Source organism: Methylobacterium durans (genome assembly GCF_003173715.1).
GTDB classification, from domain to species: Bacteria; Pseudomonadota; Alphaproteobacteria; order Rhizobiales; family Beijerinckiaceae; genus Methylobacterium; species Methylobacterium durans.
On record NZ_CP029550.1, the window covers coordinates 3,520,214 to 3,539,503 of the forward strand.

At 67.6% G+C, this 19,290-nt stretch carries 7 protein-coding genes (1 of these 7 running past the window's edge); all 7 read right to left on the reverse strand.

All coding sequences use genetic code 11. The features are described 5' to 3' along the window. Positions 1-3,124, reverse strand: the 5' portion of a protein-coding gene (locus DK389_RS32485; RefSeq protein WP_162560682.1) for a hypothetical protein. Its footprint begins 1,010 nt before the window's first position; 3,124 of the gene's 4,134 nt are visible here — the first part of the coding sequence; its start codon is at positions 3,122-3,124; the stop codon falls past the left edge of the window. Then, complete coding sequence (locus DK389_RS16195) at positions 3,028-10,578, reverse strand: hypothetical protein (protein ID WP_109891079.1); 7,551 nt, start codon at positions 10,576-10,578, stop codon at positions 3,028-3,030. Before DK389_RS16195 ends, DK389_RS32485 begins: the two co-directional genes overlap by 97 nt. Then, entirely contained in the window at positions 10,518-11,984 is a 1,467-nt protein-coding gene (locus DK389_RS16200; RefSeq protein ID WP_109891081.1) for an LEPR-XLL domain-containing protein, read from the reverse strand. Before DK389_RS16200 ends, DK389_RS16195 begins: the two co-directional genes overlap by 61 nt. Before the next feature lie 66 nt (positions 11,985-12,050). Further along, complete coding sequence (locus tag DK389_RS16205; protein ID WP_109891083.1) at positions 12,051-12,857, reverse strand: efflux RND transporter periplasmic adaptor subunit; 807 nt, start codon at positions 12,855-12,857, stop codon at positions 12,051-12,053. Positions 12,858-13,319: 462 nt separating this feature from the next. After that, positions 13,320-15,287 (reverse strand): preprotein translocase subunit SecA, encoded by a 1,968-nt coding sequence (locus tag DK389_RS16210; protein WP_109891085.1) that lies wholly within the window; start codon positions 15,285-15,287, stop codon positions 13,320-13,322. Further along, positions 15,284-17,413: a site-2 protease family protein gene (locus DK389_RS16215; protein WP_162560684.1), complete on the reverse strand. Its 2,130-nt coding sequence runs from the start codon at positions 17,411-17,413 to the stop codon at positions 15,284-15,286. Before DK389_RS16215 ends, DK389_RS16210 begins: the two co-directional genes overlap by 4 nt. Beyond that, the gene (locus DK389_RS16220; RefSeq protein WP_109891089.1) at positions 17,403-19,289 is read right to left on the reverse strand and encodes a GAF domain-containing protein; all 1,887 of its coding nucleotides are present in this window, start codon (positions 19,287-19,289) and stop codon (positions 17,403-17,405) included. The genes DK389_RS16215 and DK389_RS16220 overlap by 11 nt, the downstream gene beginning before the upstream one ends. Position 19,290 lies beyond the last annotated feature (1 nt).

Here is a 19,290-nt window from a genome sequence, read left to right on the forward strand (position 1 = left end):
GGTTGAGATCGGCACTGTAGGCCAGGAGCAGCGTCCCGCCCGCGTAGGCCAGGGTGGGGGCGTGCACCGCGTGCGCGCTCGTCACGGAGGCCAGGGTCTGGACGCCGGATCCGACGAGGAGCGTTCTGATCGCGGCGGGCGCGCCCTGCGCCACGTAGGCGAGCGCCACCTGTGCGCCTGAGGCGGTCACCGCGAAGTCGGCGACCGAATCGGTGCCGGTCAGCCCGGTCCCGGTCGCCGAGCCCGCGACCAGCTCGACCCAGCTCGTGCCCGTAAACCGGCGCGCGTAGAGGTGCTCAATCCCGCCACTCTCGCCGCGCCAGACCGCGAGCGGCCCGGAACTCGTCGCGACGAGCGTCAGGGCGTCGATCGCGCCGGTGCCGCTGATCCCCGCGGCGGTCAGGGACGTGCCGAGGGCGTGCCAGCTGCCCGCGCCGTCGAAGGCGGCCGCCTGCACGCTCTTCGATCCGGCGCTTGCCTGGATCCAGGCCACGATCGGCTGTCCGTCCGTGCCGAGGACGAGGGACACCCCCGCGGCCGAGCCCGTGACGCCGGACAGGCCGGCCCCGTGCGCGCTGGCGCCGAGCTCGCTCCAGCGGCCGCTCTGGAACTTGGCGGCGTAGACGCGGTCCGAGCCGCTGCCGCTGTCGATCCAGGCCGCGTAGAGGGTCCCGGCCGCGTCCGCGGCGAGCACCGGCGTGCTCGGGATCGAGCCGAGCTGCTGGCCGGCCCCCGCCCAAGCCGCCCAGAGGCCGGTCGGGCTGACGTCCTGGGGCAGGCTCGCGACGGAAGCCGGATCGACGGCGCGCACCTGCGGCAGGCCCACGCCCCCGGCGCCTTCCACGGCGCCGGCGCTGCCCCCGGCGGCGACGAGTGTGTAGGGTGAGGTCCCGGGGTCGATGCTGTTGGCGCCCGCCTCGCCGTAGATGCGGTCGGCGCCCGCGCCGCCCACGATCGTGTCCGCTGCGCCGGTGCTGCCGCCGGTGCCGAGATCGCCGTAGATGAGATCGGAATCGCCCGCGCTGCCGCGATCGGACGCCGTGTTGGCGTAGATCGTGTCCGCCCCCAGCCCGCCGACCAGCGTGTCGCTGCCGGCCCCGCCCGCGAGGGTGTCGGCGCCCGCCCCACCCACGATGACGTCGTTGCCCGCCTCGCCCGAGAGCTGATCGGCGCCGTCCTGGCTGATCAGGCGGTCGTTGCCGGCGCCACCCGCGAGCACGCTGCTGCCGCGGTTCGAGGCGATGAGCAGGTCATCGCCCTCCTCACCGAACAGCTGATCGCCGACGCCGTTGCCGAGGATGAGGTCGTTGCCGCCGCCACCGTGGATCTCGCTCGTTCCGGCTCCGCCCTCGAGGTGATCGTCGCCCGCTGAGCCGAAGATGGTGTGGCTGCCCGCGCCGCCGTAGACGATGTCGGGCGCGGTGTCGGTGGCGAGCGTGTCCGGTGCCGACCCGTAGATGAGGTCATGGCCGGAGCCTGCGTAGATCGTATCGCGCCCCGCCCCGCCGAACACGGTGCTGGTCCCCGAGCCGATATGGATGGTGTCGTCGCCCGCGCCGCCCCGGACGACGTCGTCGCCGTCGCCCGAGAATACGGTGTCATTGCCGGCGCCACCTTCGATGATGTCGTCGCCGCCCGTGCCGACGATCAGATCATCGCCGGCGCCGCCGTAGAAGGTCTCGCCCTGCGCCGAACCGCCGAGCAGGATGTCGCTATCGTCGCCGCCGTCGAGCGTCGAGCCGGCCCCACCGCCATGAATCGTGTCACGCCCTGAATCGCCGACGAGGAGGTCGATCCCGGACCCGCCGTAGAGGACGTCGTCGCCTGCCCCCCCCGCGAGGGTGACGCGGCCCGAGCCCGCGTAGAGGACATCGTTGTCCTCCTGTCCGTAGGCAGCGTCGTCACCCGACCCGGTGTCGATCCTGTCCCGACCCGCACCGCCGTAGAGACGGTCGTCGCCGGCGTCGCCGTAGAGCGTGTCGTCGCCGACACCGCCGCTGACGACGTCGTCTCCGTCGCCGCCGTAGAGGGTGTCGTCGCCCGCATCGCCCGAGACGGTGTCGGCACCGGTCCCGCCCCGCATCAGGTCGGCGCCGGCTCCGCCGTGAAGGACGTCGTCGCCCTCGCCGCCGTCGATCGTGTCGATGCCCTCGCCACCGTTGATCGTGTCTGCCCCCGCCTCACCCGCGAGGGTGTCGTTCCCGGCCCCGCCCTGGATGACGTCACTGCCGTCACCGCCGAAGATGACGTCGTCGCCCAGGCCCCCGAGGATGATGTCATCGCCCGCCTCGCCCCAGAGCTGATCGCCGTCGCTCCCCGCGACGAGCGTGTCGGCACCGCCGCCGCCATGAGCGAGATTGTGCCCGGCCTCGAGGAGGACGTAGTCGCGCCCGCTGCCGCCGAAGATCAAGTCGTGGTCGCTGCTATTGGCCGGCGCGGTGCCCGCACCGAGCAGGGCGTCGGCCGCATCCTTCGTCCCGGCAATCGCGCTCTGGAACGCGACCGTGAGGTCGTTCACCTTGACGAGGCTGCCGTTGAGGTCGGCCCCGAAGATGAAGTTGGTGCCCGCCGTGATCCCCGACCGGCTGGCGGGGGTGCCGTAGAGCTGTGTTGCGACCGCATCGTAGGTCTCGATCAGATCGGCGGACAGGCTGCGCACCGCATCCCCGCCAGCCACGACGACGTCCGAGCCGGCGCCCCCGACCAGGAGGTTGTTGCCGCCGCCCGCGTAGAGGCGGTCATCGCCCGCCTCGCCGTAGAGGATCTGTTTGCCGGCACCACCGTGGATAATGTCGTCGCCGGCTCCGCCGTAAACCGCCTTGTCGCCCGGGCCCGCATAGATGACGTCGTTCCCGTCGCCGCCCACGATTCGGCCGCCGCCGGCAGACCCGTAGATGAGGTCCGGGCCCGCTCCGCCCTGGATCTGGTCGGTCTCCTCGCCGTTGCCCAGGGTGAGGGTCTTCTGCGCGAAATCCGCGGCCGTGTCGGCGCCGTTGCCGTAGATGATGTTCGCGCCGCTGCCGCCGGTCAGAAGATCGTTGCCGCTGCCGCCGACGAGGGTGCTCTTGCCGCTGCCGCCCTGCAGAACGTCGTTCCCCGAGCCGCCGTAGAGCTCGACCTCCATGTCACCGCCGTCGTGGCGCCTGAGCGCTCCCTCGACCACGATGCGGTCGTTGCCGGCCCCGCGTCCCCCCAGATCGAATTGACGTAGATGGGGGCGCTGCCATCCTTCTTGGGACCTCCGTATCTCTGCGTCAGTCCGAACGCGCTGACCTGCACAACGCCGTCGCCGAGGGAGCGGATAGTGTAGTCCTCGTCGACCGCCTGCGCGATCGCGTCCGACCCCCCGCGGTGGTCCGCCCGCGAACCGATGTTGAGCCGCAGAACGCCGTCCTCGCCGAGCGTGGCGAGTTGCGGCGTGCTGTGGTTCTGCGAGAGGTCCGCGAGCACCTCCGTCAGGACGCGGTGCCGCTCGTTGATCCCGACAAAGCTCCAGCTGACTGAGGCCGGGAACGAGTAGTGCGGCAGGTAGAAGCCTGCCTTGTAGAACACGTCGAGATAGGCCTCGACGATGCCGCTCGTGTTGAACGGACCGAAATCGCCGCCGTTCGTGATCGCGTACTCGAGATCCGAGCCACGGACCTTGTGGTCTTCGGGCGTCGGATCGGCCAACGTCATGTTGGCGGTGAAATCGAGGCCGACCTGCAGGCCACCCGCCAGCGCACCGAAGGGCGTGATGTCGAAACCGGCATAGCCCTTGCCGTAGACGCCACCCGAGAACTGGAGTTGCGGAACAGTATTGTCGATGTAGAGGCCGTTGAGGATATTATAGTGGCCGCCAGCGTCAGGGATCATCCCGTGCGTGTCGAAGCCGAGATCGATCTGCGCGCTCGCGTTGAGATACGCACCCAGCTCGAAGAAGACCGGCACCACCACCACCACGAACGGGCCGAAGGTCATCGAGTAGTCAAGATTTGCCGAGAGAACCGGACTCTGATACTTGATAAGATCGACGTCCTTCCCGAACAGCAATCCGAACAGGCTCGCGGGATTCTGCAGAACCGGGAAGGAGAAGCCCGAAGCCTCGGATGCGTGCTCGAGGTCCGAGGCACCTTCGCTGATCTGGTCATCGATCGATGTGGTGGGTCCCTGAATGCCCCAGTCGAGGGCCGTTGAGGTTTGCGCGCCCGCGTTGCGTAGATCCAGACTGCCGAAGTTGAGATCGCCGATCTTGATCCCCAGTCCGCCCATCGAGTCGATCGCGTGGATCAGATGGCCGAGGGTGGCGATGTTGTCGATGAACTGCGCCGCGCCCGGGCTGACGGCACCCAGTTGCGCCGCGAGGTCGAGGACCGTGACATCGTGCCCGAGCACGTCCGAGATGCCGGGAACGCGCGTCGTCAGAACATCGATCACGGGCATGATCGGTTCGATGACCGCATCGAGCTTGTCGACCGCGGGCTTCAGGATATTGGTGACGAAATCCCCGAACTCGAACGTGAAATCGCGCAGCGCGACGTTCGGGGCCGCTTCGGCGGCGCTCGGTAGGGAACCGACCTGCAGGACGTGCCACGGGTCGAGGACGAGTTCGCCGTGCAGCGAGGGGAAATCGCTGGTGCCCGTATAGTGACCGGCGGCATCCTTCTTGAAATTGACGCCGAGGTTGAGGTCGAGGTCCGCCGCGACTTGCAGGTCCGCCCTGAGGGACGCCTGCGAGAGATTGCCGAGAACGGTCCCGATGCTGTCGGCCTGAGAGCCCACGAGATCGATCGCGAGGGCTCCGGTCAGGGCTGTGCGCCGCGTGGGATCCTGTTGATCGATATGATTGGTGATGAGCGCCTGAAGGATGCCGATCTCGCCGAACGCCTGGAAGTCGGCGGAGGGCGCGACCGAGACCGAGAGGGCGAGTTCATCGGCCGTGCTGGTGTCGACGTAGAAGCCCGACCGGTCGGCGCCGAAGGAGAGGTTGAGGGCCCAGGCCACGGCCGTGTCGAGGCTGCTGCCGTCGGTGATCCCGAGCTGAAGACCCGGCAGGCCAAGATCGAAGCCGACGCCGGATGTATAGTGCTCCGTATTGCCGAGATGAAGGTCGATTTTGATGTTGGCGAGTTTCTGACCGGCGATCGTCTGGGCGAAGGTCTTGCCCTCGGCGTTGTTGGGATCGAAGGTCCGCAGCGCTGTGTCACCCTCGGCTGTGTCACCCTCGACCGCGTAGCGGAGGGTGACCTTCGGCTCCCCCTGAGCGTCGGTCGCCGCACCCGGCAGCGCCGCGAGCGTGGACAGAAGGGTTTCGGCCGTGAGGGCGTCCTTGATGACGCGCAGCTTGCCGATGAAATCGGCCACGCCCGCGAGGTTCGTCCCGATGATGGGCAGGCGAACATCGGCCAAGCGGCCCGAGAGCGTCCTCTGCAGCGCGGCGAGCAGGCCATCGAGGTTCGTCGTGAGACTGCTCAGGATATCGCCCGAATCGAAGATCGAGCCGAAGCTGAAGTTTGGGTCGCTCTGCGTTATGCTCGCCGCATTCGCCAAGCCTGAGAACAGCTTCGCGATGTCGGCGCTGACGGTGAGCGTGTCTTGGAGAGCGTCGTTGTAGTAGACGGGTAGAACGACTTTCGCGACGCCGTCGATGTTGATTTGGAAAGCGTTCGACAGTGCGGCGAGATCGGAGAGGTAATACTTCCTCCCTGCGTCGAGCATCGTGACGCTGATGGCTGCAGCGTCCGTCCCCGCCTGATTGGTGAGGGTCGCCGAACCGTTCTTGACGGCGAAGGCGATCGGCCCGAGCGCCAGCGTGACGTTGAGGCCCGCCCCGCTGTCGATCCGCGCGCCGAGTTCGAACTTCGTGGATCCGTCGAGGTAGGCGCGATCATCCGCGAGGTTGAAGCCGAAGCCGAGGTGGAGCTTCGCGGTCGGCGTGAACGTGAGGTCGCCCTGGCCCGACAAATCCAGGAGGTTGCCCACGCCCGGGATCGCGTTCGCGAGACTCAGCGCCGTCAGGTCCAGGTTGAGGGGCAACTGGGTCGCGGCGAAGCTCGGCGTGATCTCGACGGCAAATTGCAGGTTGGTGCCGCCTTGATCGAGCGTCGCCGTAACGGTCACGTTCGGTGCAATTTCGCCGCTCGCCGACAGGCCCTTCTGGAGGATCGCCTGCACCTGCTTGGCGAGCTGGGCCTCAAACTCGGTGAGCGACGTCTTCAGGGTGTTCAGGCCGTCCCCGATCGTCTGTCCGAGCGCCTTGATCGAGGCTGCGAGGCTGCTCCCGAGATGCGTCAGGCTCTCCAAGCTCAGGTTGACGCCCGGAAGGCTGTGCGTGAACGCGCCCCCGCTGAAGAGAGCTTCGATCTGCTGCGCGAGGCCGATCAGACCATTCTTGATCGCGTCCGCGCTGAGGCTGCTGAAATCGAGGAGATTGCCGGCTCGCGAGAAATCTGGCGTCCAGGCGATGCTGAGAGGGCCTTGCGCCGCGAGCGCGAACGCCGCCTCGGCCGTGATCGTCGCGTTCGCCGGCAGGTTCAGCGCGCCGGCGAGCGGGCCCGAGACGCTGACCGGAAGCGACAGGTGCGCGTCGCCGTCGAGTTGCAGGGGCGTCAGCACCGAGCCGAGGCTCGTGCCCTGTTTCAGGAGGTCGCCGAGCGAATGGCTGCCCGGGCTGAGCCCGATGTGGAGGGTGGCGTCCGCCTGGGCTTGCCCGTTCGCGATTCCGAGCTGAACGAGCTGGAACTGCGCCGATCCGTTAAGCGCGCCGCTGATCGCGACCTGCGCGGCGACGCTCAGCTCCTCGATCGAGATGCGACTCAGAGCCGGCGTGGTCCCCTCTTGCAGAGCGGTGCCGCCGCGCTTTTCGGCGCTCATGGAGAAGGCGAGGGCGGTGTGGGCGTAGCCTTGTGCGTCCGTCGTGAGCGTGAGGACCGGGCGGACGCCACTGACGCGGAGCACCAGGCGGCCGCTCGAATCGAGGCTTGCGAGGACGCGGCTCGAACCCGCCTTGTCGAGATCGACGTTCAGGCTCTCGAGGGCGGCGTTCACCTGTTTAACGAGATCAGAGGCGGAGCCATTGGCGGCCGTTTCGGCCTGCGCGATCCGGATCGTGTGGGGCGACAGGCCGTTGGCCGACAGGTTGAAGACGAGGTCGCCTGCGAGGCGCCCCGTCTCCGGCAGGGGTTGCGCGGAGGGGGTGAGCGAGATCAACTCCCGTCCGGTCGCCGCAGCAAATCCCAGATCGGTCACGGTCGGGTCGAGGGAATCCGTGAGCAGGCTCAGCGGCACGTGCGAGCCGGCCGCCTGATCGATCCGCAGGACCGGCCCGACCGCGGTGTAGCTCGCCGAGACGACGAGCAGGGACGGGTCGAGCCCGGCAGCCCGCAGGGCATTCGCGACCGCCACACCGAGATCGGCCGCGAGATCGGCCGTGCTGGTGTTGGAGCTCGTGGCCGCAACCGGCAGGCGCACCGGCACCTGCTTGCCGTTGACGATGAGCGTGAACGCCGCGTCCCGCCCGCTCTTCAGCTGGCCATCGCTCGGCGCCGCCCGGTTGCCGACGAGCGAGGCGCCGACGGTCGCGAGGTCGACACCGAGCGTCAGGCTGAGCGTGTCCGACGCGCTGACCGAGAGACTGCCGGTCGCCGAGGCGCCGAGGCTCGACAATCCCCCGATCGCGCCCGCGTACTCGAACCCGGCCTGAACGGCACCGAGATCCTGGTGAAGGCTCAAGCCGATCACGAGCCGATCGCGGGCCTGATCATAGCTCAGCGTGACTGGATTTTGATCGCCCGGGTTGTTCGCCAGAGCGATCAGCGCCTGTTTGAGGGCTGACAACGACGCGAAGGTGGCGCCCCCTGTCTGCCCTTCGAGGAGGTGTCCGCTGATGTCCTGACCGAACTTGCTTCCGAATTGCAGAACCTGACCGACCGTGAGCGAGGTCAGCGGCAGCTTCTGGCTCAGGGCGTCCGAGCCGCTCACCTTGACGAGCCACTGCGCGAGCTGGCTCAGGGCGCCGACGAGCTGATTGGCGGACAGATCGGCGAAGCGCTCAAAGTCGAGGGCGCGCTCGCCGGTCAGCGCCACGGCGAGCGAGGACGGGCTCAGCGGATCGCCCGTGACCGACAGCGTGGCCTCGCCCTGATCGAGCCCCTGAATCTGCCCATGCAGGCTGAGCGCGAGATCGAGGTGCGAGTCCGTCACGGAGACCGTGATCAAGCGGCCCGAGTTCGTGCCGAGGAGCTGATCGAGGCTCTGCAGGCCGCCCGATCCGACCGCCACGTCAAGGCTCAAGTCGTAGGCGGCCTTCTGCACGGTCGCTGCCGCGTCGAGGAGGCCGATATTGGCCGTCAGGTTGACCGCTTGCGCGGTCGCGCTCGGCGCGAACCCGAGCGTTGCGCGCGCGTAACTCTGCGCCTCGCTCGTCACGACCAGGGTGGGCTGCGCGCCGATGATCTGCAGCACCATCTGGCCACTGGCGTCGAGAGAGGCCAGGATGGTGCCGGAGCCCGGAACAGCTTTGTTCAGGCTGGCATTGAGGGGTTGAAGCGCCGCGTTCACTTCGCCGACGAGATCGAGGGCGGAGGTGTTCTGCGTCGAACTCGAGGCCCTCACTTCGACGGTGAAGCTCGGCGCGCCATTCGCCGTCACGGCGAACCGGAGATCATCGGCGAGGTGACCGTCGACGGGAAGCGGGCCCGACACGGTCGCCTTCGCGGTCTGCACCTGACCGAGGTGGAATGAGACCGCGAGATCGTTCACGCGAAGAAGCGTCGCCTGCTCGAAGGACAGGCTGGGGTCGTGGTTGAACCCGAGCGTCAGGTCGAGCTTCAGCCCGGCCGTGGCGCTGGCGGCGAGCTGGAGGGTGGCCGCGAGGGGGCTGTCGGCTTCTGTCAGCGACAGCCCGACTTGCGCCAGCGTTTTTGAGACGTCGATCGACAGGTTGTAGATGTCGACGTCGCTCGTGGCATTGAGCCCGAGCTGGCTCTGCGCTGCCCGATCCTGGCCCGAGACCAAGCCGCTGAAGGTCTTGGCCGCGTCGACGACCGCGCGGAGGCCCTGCACCCCGTCGAGGTTGGTCTGGAGGCGATCGAGGAACGAGTCCTGAGAGTTGGCCGGATTGCGGATGGCGGTGAAGATCGCCGCACTCAGCTCCTGGAAGGTGCCGCTCTGCGGGTCGCTCAGATTGAGGAGATCGGCCAGCGACTGGTGGATCAGTGGCAGCTCGCTGTGCAGGACCGGGTTCGCCTGGAGCGTGGCCCAAAGGCTCGAGAACCACTGCGTCTGCAGGGCCTCCAATCCCTTCTGCGCGGCGGCCGACAGCGTGCTCGTGCTGACGAGGCTCGAGAGATCGGGCACAAGCTTGGCGAGAGCGGCGCTGTCGAACTGCGTCCCTGGCGCCTGCGTCAGATCGTCGAGGGACCAGGTCAACGACACCGGAGTCGGGGACGCGCCGCTGCCGAAGCCCTGCAGGGGCAAATTCACGTTGGCCGCGCCGCTCGTCGCGAGGGTGAAGACCGCGCTCGGCGTCTGCACAAGATCCCACAGGGTGACCCGGCCGCTGTTGTTGGGCGACTTCAACGTGAGCCGCACCTGGGCCGGCTGGTTTGGATCAACACTCGTTCCGTTACCCGAATTGATGCGTCCCCCGAGGCTCAAGGTGCCTCCCTGAACGCCGACGCGCACGACGCCGAGCGTGGCCGTCGCCACCAGGGGAGCGCTGGTCGCTGCCTGGAGCGCGACGTCGATCAGGCTCGAGCCGTCCGCGATGAGGTAGAGGCGCTGATCATCGGCCTTGGTAGGGTCGAGCGAGAGGCCGAGGTGGAGGTTCGTGCTCACCCGTCCGGTCACCCGCACTGTGCCGCCGGCGGTGAGTGAGAGTGGGCCGAGCGCTTCGTCGAGCGCGAAGGCTTGGTCTTGGTCGATCGCGTGATTGAGCGTCAGGTCAAAGCGCACGTCGTTGCCGCTGACCTGGACTGGTCCGAGAACGCCGACCTTGGCGAGGGCACCCAGGACATCGGGCAGCGTGGCGAGACCGTCGGTAAGGCCCGAGAAGGCCGCGCTCAGCTGATCCCTCAAGCCCGCCAGATCCGGCAGGGCCCGGCCGAAGAGCGGCAGGCTCGTGCCGAGCCCATCCGCACCGAACAGGCCCTGCAGAGCTTGCGGCAGTGCCTGGAGAGCCTTGAGCAGGCCCTCCATCGACAGCGAGCCGAACTTCGCGAAATCGCCGAGCTCGGGCAGGTTGAGCGAGACCGCTTGCGGCTGCGCCAGATCCGACCAGCTCGCCGTCAGCACCCGCGACGCGTTCAGCGTGGTCGAACTCAAGGGCAGCGTCACGCTCGCGGAGCCGCTCAGCCGCGCGTAATCACCGGGCTTGGTGATCGCGCCGAGGAGTTGGGCCTCGGTGATCCGGCCACTCCCATCCGGGCTCGCCAGGGTAAGCGAGGCGGTGGCCTGGGCCGATCCGTGCGACACCGCGGCGTCGAGAACCCCGATATGCGCCGCCGCATCGATCTCGGACACCAGGGCCGATGCGGTGATCACCGGGTCCGAATTCGAGATCGGAATGAAGAAGCTGAGCCCCGCCGGATCGAGCACCACCCCGATGCGGATCCGCCCCCGGCCGTCAGGTTGGTCTCGGCGGTGCTGACGTCGAGACCGAGATTGAGCAGATCGGTGTCGGCCCAGTGCAGGGCGGTCGCACCGGTTCTCTGCACCGCGTAATCGGCCGTGAGCGTGAGCTCCTGCACGCCCGGCTTGGCGGAGGGCGAGAGCGTTGCGCCGACGTTCGAGAGTCCGGGAACCTGGCCGAGTGCGGAAACGAGCCCCTCGACCGTGTTGTAGGATCCGACCTGCTCGACGAACAGCTTGCGCAAAGTTCCGCCCACATCCGTCAGGCTACCGAGGCTGCTCCCGAAGATCGGCAGGTCACCGCCGAGGAGGTTGCCGGTGTTCAGGGAGCCGAGCCACTGCGCGGTCTCGCCCAAAAACCTCGCGACGTCGGAGGCCTTGAGTTGGCTGAGGGCCTGATAGGTCGGCAGGGCCGCCAGATTGTCGGTCGGCTGCTCGACGCCCGTGACGCCGGCCCAATGCAGGTCGAGCGTCTGCGACGCGCTCAGAAGTGAGCTCGTGAGCGGCAGGTGCAGGTTGGCAGCGCCCGAGAGGGTCGCGGCCGCGGCCGCCCCCTGCGCGAGATCCGTGAAGCTCGCCGGCTTGATCTCGCCCGTGCTTCCGGCATCGCCGATCTGCAGGTGCACTGCCGCGTCGAGGCTCGCCGCCGCGCCCGCGGCCGTGACGTCGACGAATCCGAAGCTGCCGCCGACGTTGAGATCATGCGCATCGACGTGAGCCTCCGCAGAGAGACTCGCCGGCCGGATGAAGAACTCGCCGGTCTGGGTGTTGAGGCCGAAGGTGAGCGACAGGGTCGCGCTCGCGCTGAGCGGCAGGGTTCCGGCGAGACTCAAGGCGAGGCTCGCGCCGGCTGGTCCGAGCGACAGCTGGGTCTGCGCGGTGGTTGCGCGCTGCAGGGAGAGCGTGACGAGGTCCTCGCCCGGGCTGGAGCTTGTGGTCACGGAGCCGGCGACGTCCGGGCTCGCCTGCAGGGCTTGCGCGAGCCCGCCGAGCGAGTGGGTCAGGCTCGTGTCGTTGAGGTAGGTGGATGCGGGTCGGAGCAGGTCGTCGGCGACGATGTTTTGGAACGGCGAGAGCTGTGCGAGCGACTGACCGGCGATCGGTAGTTGATGGGTCAGGGCGCTCGACTGGTCGAGCCGGGCGCTGAGATCCCGGAACGCGGCCAGGCCTGTCAGGAGAGCCGCAGACTCGCTCCCGGTGAGACTGTCGGCGGAGAGGAGGATGCGCGGCTCAATGGCCTCGATCTCGATCTCCTCCTGGTCGGGGAGATCGGCGGTGCGCGCCCGCGCGCTCCGCTGCGAGACCCGGCTCGTCAGTCGCTTGAGCAGAGCGGTCGACGAGGTCTGGGACAGGAGGGCGTCGAGAGCAGACCGCATGAGGTGGTTCCCTGGTGCTGCCCTCGGCAGCCCGGATGCGCTGTTCGTTGGGGAGAGCGGGCGCGGCTAGGAGTTCGGCTGCCAGTCGATCTGACAGCGTAGGCCCGACGGGATGCGGTTGCCGGGATTGGGCAGCTCGAGCCGCACCCCGAACGTCTTGCTCGCCGCGTCGATCGCAGGGTCGATGATGACGACCTTCGCCGAGAGGTGTTCGAGCGGGAGCGCCTCGACGCGGACAAGGACGGGCGTGCCGAGGGCGATCGTTCCGAACGCCTCAAGGGGCATGGCCACCTCGACGTGGAGGGGATCGAGCTGAGCGACCCGCAGCACGGCGGGAGCTTGCGCCGAGATGAACTCGCCGGCCGAGCGCAGCTTCTGCAGGACGACCCCGTCGACTGGACTGACGACGAGCTTGTTGCGTACGGCCTCGCCGGCGCGCCGGGCCTCCAGCGCGGCGAAGGTGCGGTCGAAGCGAGCCTCCCGCAGGGCCTGCTCCGCCACACGGGTCTGCACCAGCAGATCCGCGTAGGCCTCGGCAGCCATCACGCCTTTCTCGGCGAGCCCCTTCTTGCGATCGAGCTTATCTTGCAATGCGTCGAGTTCGGCGCGGCGCTTCTCAACCGTGCCGTCGAAGCCGGCGCGCGCCTCGGCGGAGACGAGGGCGGCTTCCTCAAGCCAGGATCGGATCCGCGCGACGGTCTGGCCAGCCTTGATGATCTCTCCCCGCTCGACCAGCATCGCGTCGAGGAGACCGTCGCTGGCGGCGCCGAGCTCGACGGTTGTCTTCGGCGTGAGCAGGCAGGCCTTCTCAGGTCCGGCCAGGGCCGGGCACAGGCCGAGCAGAAGGGCAGCCCAGACCAGAAAGGGTCTCATTCCGGCATTCCCCCAGAAAGCCAGCAATCCAATGGTTTTTGGTGAAGACGCTGCGTGCGTGCGCCGCTTTAACCGGATTGCGCGCCGGTCGCCGCGGTGTGCATGTCAACCGCCCAATATTCGGAGGGTCTTCCGAACACCCAGGAGGTGGCGCAACCAGAACAGGAGTGTCGCTCCGTCCTAGCCCGGTGCTGATCGATCGACACGTGATGCCCCTCACGCCTTATCGCCGCCACGAAATCAGATTTCGCTCCCGCGCGGCTCTCTTGGTTTAACGGATTTTTAGCGGAGGCTCCGGCCGGCGCATCATTCAAATGGCGTAAGAGCACTGAATTGCACAGGCTGCGACAAAGCGGCCACGGATTAAGCCTGAGATGCGTGCGTGTTGCCGCACTGTTCACCCCGTCCGGTCCGCGGGCCCGTGCGACGCCGCTCAGGGCGGTGCCGATCGCTGCGGAGACCTCAGTCCGGCTTGCCGAGGAAGGCGAGCATCCGGTCGTATCGCTCGTCGTACGTGGTGAGCAGGCGGCGTGCCTGACGATGCCGACGCTCAACAAGCTGCTGCGCGCACCGCAGCAACCACAGGCCTGCCGAGGATCCGAGCACGTTGACGCCTTGTGACGGGAAGCGTGCGGAGAGCGAGCGCAACAGCGGTTCGTCCGAGGCGAGCATGCACTCGAACGAGCCTGGATCTCCCTGTCGGGCGGAGCGGCCCGCGAGCTGTCGTTCGATCCTGCGAGCGTCCTGGGCCTCCGCGATGATCACGTGCAATCCGCCCGCAGCCTTCGCGGCCGGTGAGAGGCGGATGTCGGTGCCGCGCCCGCCCATGCTCGTGGCGACCGTCACTGCGCCCGCCTCGCCGGCTCGTGCCACGATATCGGCCTCCGCCGCGTGGTTGAGTGCGCTCAGGACCTGGTGAGGCACATCGTGCGCGGCGAGCCTCTGGCTGATCGCGAGCGTTGCCTCGACACTGCGGACGCCGATCAGGACCGGCCGGCCGGTCGCCCGCATCTCGGTCGCACGTCGCGCCACCGCGGGCCACTTCTCCTCCGAGGAGCGGAAGAACGCGGGCGCATAGCGCGCGCGTCGGGTCGGCCGATGACTCGGGATCGGGCAGCTGCGCAGGCCGTACACGGCGTGGAGTTCCTGCGAGACCTCGGCTGCCGTTCCCGTCATGCCGCAGAGCTTTTCGTAGCGCCGGAAGAACTTCTGGTAGGTCGTGCTCGCCAGGACGCTGCGCGTCCCGGTCCGACGGCAGTTCTCTTTGATCTCGACGAAAGCCTGCAGGTAGTCGCTCCAGGCGCGATCGGGCATGCTGCGGCCCGTGTACTCGTCGATGATCTGAATACTGCCATCGACCACAATGTAATCCTGATTGAGGTGCAGGCCATGAATGGCCATCAGGGCCTGGTGCAGGACGGTGCGGCGGAGCCGCGCGTTGCGCAGCAGCGGGTCGAGCTGGAGCAGAACGGGGTCACTCTGCTCGTAAGCGGCAGGCGTCAGGATGAGCTGATCGGCCGCAAGGCGGCGGAAATGCCCGCCCTCGCGCAGGCCGCGCGCGATCTCCAGGATCGCCTCGAGCGGTCCCTCGGCGAGATCAAGCTGGCCCTGTCCTTCCGACAGGATGAGCGGGGTGCGCGCCTCGTCGACGAGCACGCTGTCCGCCTCGTCGACGATGCACTGCCCGAGGCGTGGGATCAGGATGTCGGCACTGGTCTCGAACTCCTGAGCCTCAGATTGGAGGCGGGTGACCCGATCGCGGAGAAAGTCGAAGGCGAGCTCCTTGTTGCTCACGTAGGTGACGTCCGCCGCGTAGGCGGCACGGCGCGCCGACGGCTCCGAACCCTCGCTGATGGATCCCGTTGTCAGGCCGAGGGACGCGTAGAGCGGAGCGAGCGCGTCCCCGTCGCGGGTTGCCAGATAGTCGTTCGACGTCACGACGTGCACCGGGTAGCCGCGAAACGCCGCGAGAACGGCCGGGAACGCGGCCGTCAGGGTCTTGCCCTCGCCCGTCTGCATCTCCACGACGGCGCCGCGGGCCATGGCGATCCCGCTCAGGTGCTGCTCGACATGCGGCACGAGCCCGAGTGTCCGGCGGCTCGCTTCGGCAATCAGCGCGTGGGTCTTGACGAGACAGGCGTTGTCCGCCGTCCCGAGGCGCCAGAGAACCCGCTGATGGTAGGCCTCGGCGCGCAACTGCACGTCGGATACCGACTGGTATGTCTCGGCGTCGCGGTGCGCCGCGCCGGCCAATTCTCGCATCTGTCGAAAGGAGCGTCCGTCGATCTGAGAGAGCCTCCGCAGAGGCACGCGGGCCAGGGCGGCGGCCCAGCGAGAGGAGCTCGGCGCCTCGCCGGCGCCACCGGGGATGACGGCACGCGAGCGCGGTCTGTCGCGCGCACCAACCGGGACGGAAGCGCCCGTGCTCACGCCTTCAGCTCCTTGAGGAAGAGAAGCTTGACAGCGCGCGCGAGATGCCAGGCGGGGGTGGCCCAGCCGTGGTCCAGGAGGACGTCGACCCGCCGGCCGATCAGACCCGGGGCCAAAGGCTTCTCCAGGATGACTTCGGCCTCGAAGAACGTTGTCAGGGCTCGGCGGCCATCCGCTCGGGTTGGATCCGAGGCCGTGTTGCCGCCACCGCTCGTGCCCAGAACGGCACTGGGCAGTTCTCGCGCGCCGGCCGGCACGATGCGCCCGAGGCGGGCGGGCAGGAGCCGCTCCTCGCCGTCGTTCCCGATCCTGATCAAAACGCGCTGCGTCGACGACCGAGCGAGATCGACATCCTCCTCGGCGAGCAGGGCCCGAACGGTGGTCGCTTCAGTGAGGACGTATCCGAGAAGCTCACCACGGGGCACGTAGCGCCCGAACAGGGTGGCGGGCGAGCGCAGCTCGACGACGCCGACCGCCGGGCTGCGTACGGCGAGCTGCTCGACCTTAACCGAAGCCAGCGCCAGCTTCTCGCTGGCATAGCCGATCTCGTGCTCGACGATCGCCGCGTCGACCAAGCTCTTCGCGAGAGCCGCTGTCCTTCGGTGCTTCAACGCTTCCAGTTCGGCGGTCCGCAGCCGCCGGTCGTGCTGGACGATATCGTTCGTGAAGACCAGAAGTGGCTCGCCGCGCAGCACGGTCTCGCCCTGCGAGACGAGCAACCGCTCCACGAAGCCATCCACTTCAGCGATGATCTCCGAGCCCGATCCCGGCTTGAGAACGCCCTGCGTCAGGGTCCGGTTGGGGATCTCCACCAGGAAGAGGAGGACCAGCAGGGCGCCCAGGATGAGCGCCCCGCGCACCACTCCGGCGCGCCGAAATGATCCGGTCGCCGGATCGCGCAGCACGAAAGCGAGCGCGCGCCCCGTCGGGAGGAGCAGCGATGTCACGACCGACCAGAGCGCCAGCAGCACTCCAAGGCCGAAGTATTTCTTCGCGAGAACCAGCGCGATGCCAATCGACAGCACCACGCGGTAGAGCAGGGAGGCCGGTGCGTAGAGCGCGCACCAGACCCGCTCGCCGACGGGCGCGCGAGGGCCGGGCGCAGTCTCGCCGGAAATCCAACCCCGCAACCAACGAAGCCACTGTTGGCTGGCTCTCTGGGCGAGGTTGGGGATCTCGATGATGTCACTCAAGATGTAATAGGCATCGTATTTCAGAAGCGGATTGCCGTTGAACAGCAGCGTCGAGACCGTGCAGATGACCAAGATGTTAAACGCCAGCGCCCGGACCAGTCCGGGGCCGACGGCGAGCCAGATCTGGAGCGCGAGGCCCGCCAGGATGAACTCCGCCATGATCCCGGCAGCGCCGACGATCGTGCGCTGCCATTTGCTCGGAAAACGAAGAGAGTTTGTCGCGTCCACATACGGCATGGGTACGAAGATCATGAACATCACGCCGAGTTCATGCACCTCTCCGCCCCACGCTTTGACAGCGAGTGCGTGCCCGAACTCGTGCACAAGCTTGACCAAAGGTATCGTGAGCAGGACCAGCACCATGTTCTCGGCGGAGAAGATGTGATCCACGATGTCGGAGCTCAGCCCTATCCAATGCTTGGCGATCTGCAGCAGGCTGAAGACGACCCAGATGGCCCACAGAATGCCGGCGAGCGGTTGGAAGAGCCATCGCGCGAGCGAGGAGGCACGCGTGAGAAGAGCGTCCGGGTCAACGAGCGGAACTTTGACAAACAGCGGTGACGTCAGTTTCTGAAATCGCCGTGCCCACCGCTTCTCGCTGGCCTGAGCGGTGAGCTGCGCGAGATCCGGCGGGACGTTGCCGGCCAGCGCCCCCGCGGTCGCGAGCTGCGTGAGCAGGTGAATCATCTCCTGACGCGTTGCACGCTCGACGTTGTCACCCGCGAGGAGAAGCTGCTCGACGGTCCTCTGCCCGTCCATCAGCCCAGCCAGCCGGTGCGCGCGCGGGGAGAGGCGCAGAAACTGGTTCGTGAGCTCCTGATGCAGCACGTACGAGAGACGGCCGCGGAAGTGGCGCGGTGTCAGGCTCATGGTGTGCGGCAACCGCGGACGAAAGTGCTTCACCCGGTGCCAAACTTGATCATCAATCGCCATGCGCGCTGCCCGACCAAGGCAGGTAAGGCCAAGCCTTGAGCTTCAGCCATCCGACGAGCCGGTGGCTCCAGATCCAGATCAGCCGCTGCTGCCCCGCGCTGAGCCGCGCGATGCCCTCCATGCCGTGGCGGAGGCGCGGATCGGACCGCGTCAGGCGGGCCTCGACCCGGAACACGGCCTGACCCTCCTTGGCCTCGGTGATCGGTGTGATCGTCGTCACGGTGATCGGAAAGGTGGCATCGGGAAGTGAGGCGAGGAGGAGGTCGCCCGTTTGGCCTGCACGCGTGCGATCGACGAGATCTTCGTTGACATCGAGCGTGATGCGGAACGAGTCGGCCTGCGCGACCTGGAACAGAGGGTCACCGCGTTTGACCGGCGTGCCGACAGCCTGGGAAAGGTCGCCCGAGATGATGAGGCCACGGTAGGGACTTTTGATCTCAGCGCGCCCGATCATCGCGTCGAGGTAGGCGAGCTCCGCGTCGGTCTGAGCGATCTGAGCCTCGATCACGTTCGCGTCGGACAGCCGGTTCTCCGCGGTCGCCCGGTCGAGCTCTGCCGTCTTCTGGCGGCGTGTGGCGGCCTGGCGCAGCCTCTCCAACCTCATGTCCCGGTCGTCGAGCTTGGCGAGGACCGCTCCGCCGGCGATCACGGTTCCGGGCCGGCCGAACTCGGCGAGGATGAAGCCGTCGAAAGGGGCCGCAAGGGTCGCCAATTCTTGCCCATCAACTCTCGCGTTGGCGGTGATGCGGTACTCATCACGGAGCAGGCAGGCGCCGGCGAAGAGCGTGACCAGGCACAGAGTGGCCAGCTTGAGCTTGAGAGCGGCGGGTCCGAAGAGTTGCGAGACTGCTGTGACAAGCCAGCGCCGGGCGCGTTGTGGAAGCGGGGCGTTGCGCTCCTGAAAGAAGTGAAGGATGGCTCCCAGCGAGCCGGCAAGTTCTGCCAAGGTTTCCACAACCGAGTGCGGCGTTCCCTCGGGTGAGGCGCTCTCGCACACGATGGCACCGAGCGGTTCGCCTCGGAAAAGGATCGGGGTCGTGCAGAGCGTTCCGCCCTGCAGCCGAACGACGTCCGCGTGTGCGCGCGTGACGAGAAAAGCTCCTCCTTCAACATCTGGGTAATGGATAACGGCCTTCTGCAGAATGGCTTCCTCGGCAGCCGCCTGAAGCTTCTTGACGACACCGAGCCTGCGGTCGAACTCACCCGCGCCAGAGACTGCCCGCAGCCTTACGTTGAGGCCTTCCCTGAGATGAACGCTAACGCGTTCATAACCGAAGCTAGCCGCGAGATCCGTCGCCAAAACCTGCGTGGCCCCGTCTAGGCCGTTCTGCTGCAACAGGCGGGTGCTGAGGTCCCGCAGCAGGCGCCACCGGGCCGCCCGCGGGAGAGCCTCTTTCCGAGTGAGCAGTCTGGCGCGCAGCCATCCCGAGGAGATCTGCACCGTCCGCAGAGTGCGAAGCGCGTCTCCGCGGCCACGGTCCCCCTGTAGGATCACCGCGACCGCGACCAGTTCGCTCGCGTGCAGGATGGGCGTGGCGATCCCGACGCGACCAGATTGCGGTGCTCCTTCGTCGAAGCGCCGGATTACGGCTTTGATCTCAGCGGCACATCTCCTGCCAACGGCTTCAAGCGACGCAGTGTCCCGATCACTTAACGCGCTGGAGAACGTGCAGCGCAGATCAGCCCCATCCTTGAGAAGAACGGCTGCCACGGCACCGCCACCCACCTCCTCGACGAGCAGGCGGAGCCATGAGGAGAGAAACTCCTCATCACTGACGCTATCGTTGAGAGCAAGACGGATCGCACTCTGCGGAATGGGCTGGGAAGAGCCCGGCTGGCCTTCTTCCGCCGCCTGATCCTTGGACTCGAGCAACATC

What these genes read in the sequence shown, in the direction of transcription:
- DK389_RS16215 (WP_162560684.1), bottom strand. Translation starts at nt 17,413, where the DNA reads ATGGCGATTGATGATCAAGTTTGGCACCGGGTGAAGCACTTTCGTCCG.
- DK389_RS16205 (WP_109891083.1), bottom strand. Translation starts at nt 12,857, where the DNA reads ATGAGACCCTTTCTGGTCTGGGCTGCCCTTCTGCTCGGCCTGTGCCCG.
- DK389_RS16200 (WP_109891081.1), bottom strand. Translation starts at nt 11,984, where the DNA reads ATGCGGTCTGCTCTCGACGCCCTCCTGTCCCAGACCTCGTCGACCGCT.
- DK389_RS16220 (WP_109891089.1), bottom strand. Translation starts at nt 19,289, where the DNA reads ATGTTGCTCGAGTCCAAGGATCAGGCGGCGGAAGAAGGCCAGCCGGGC.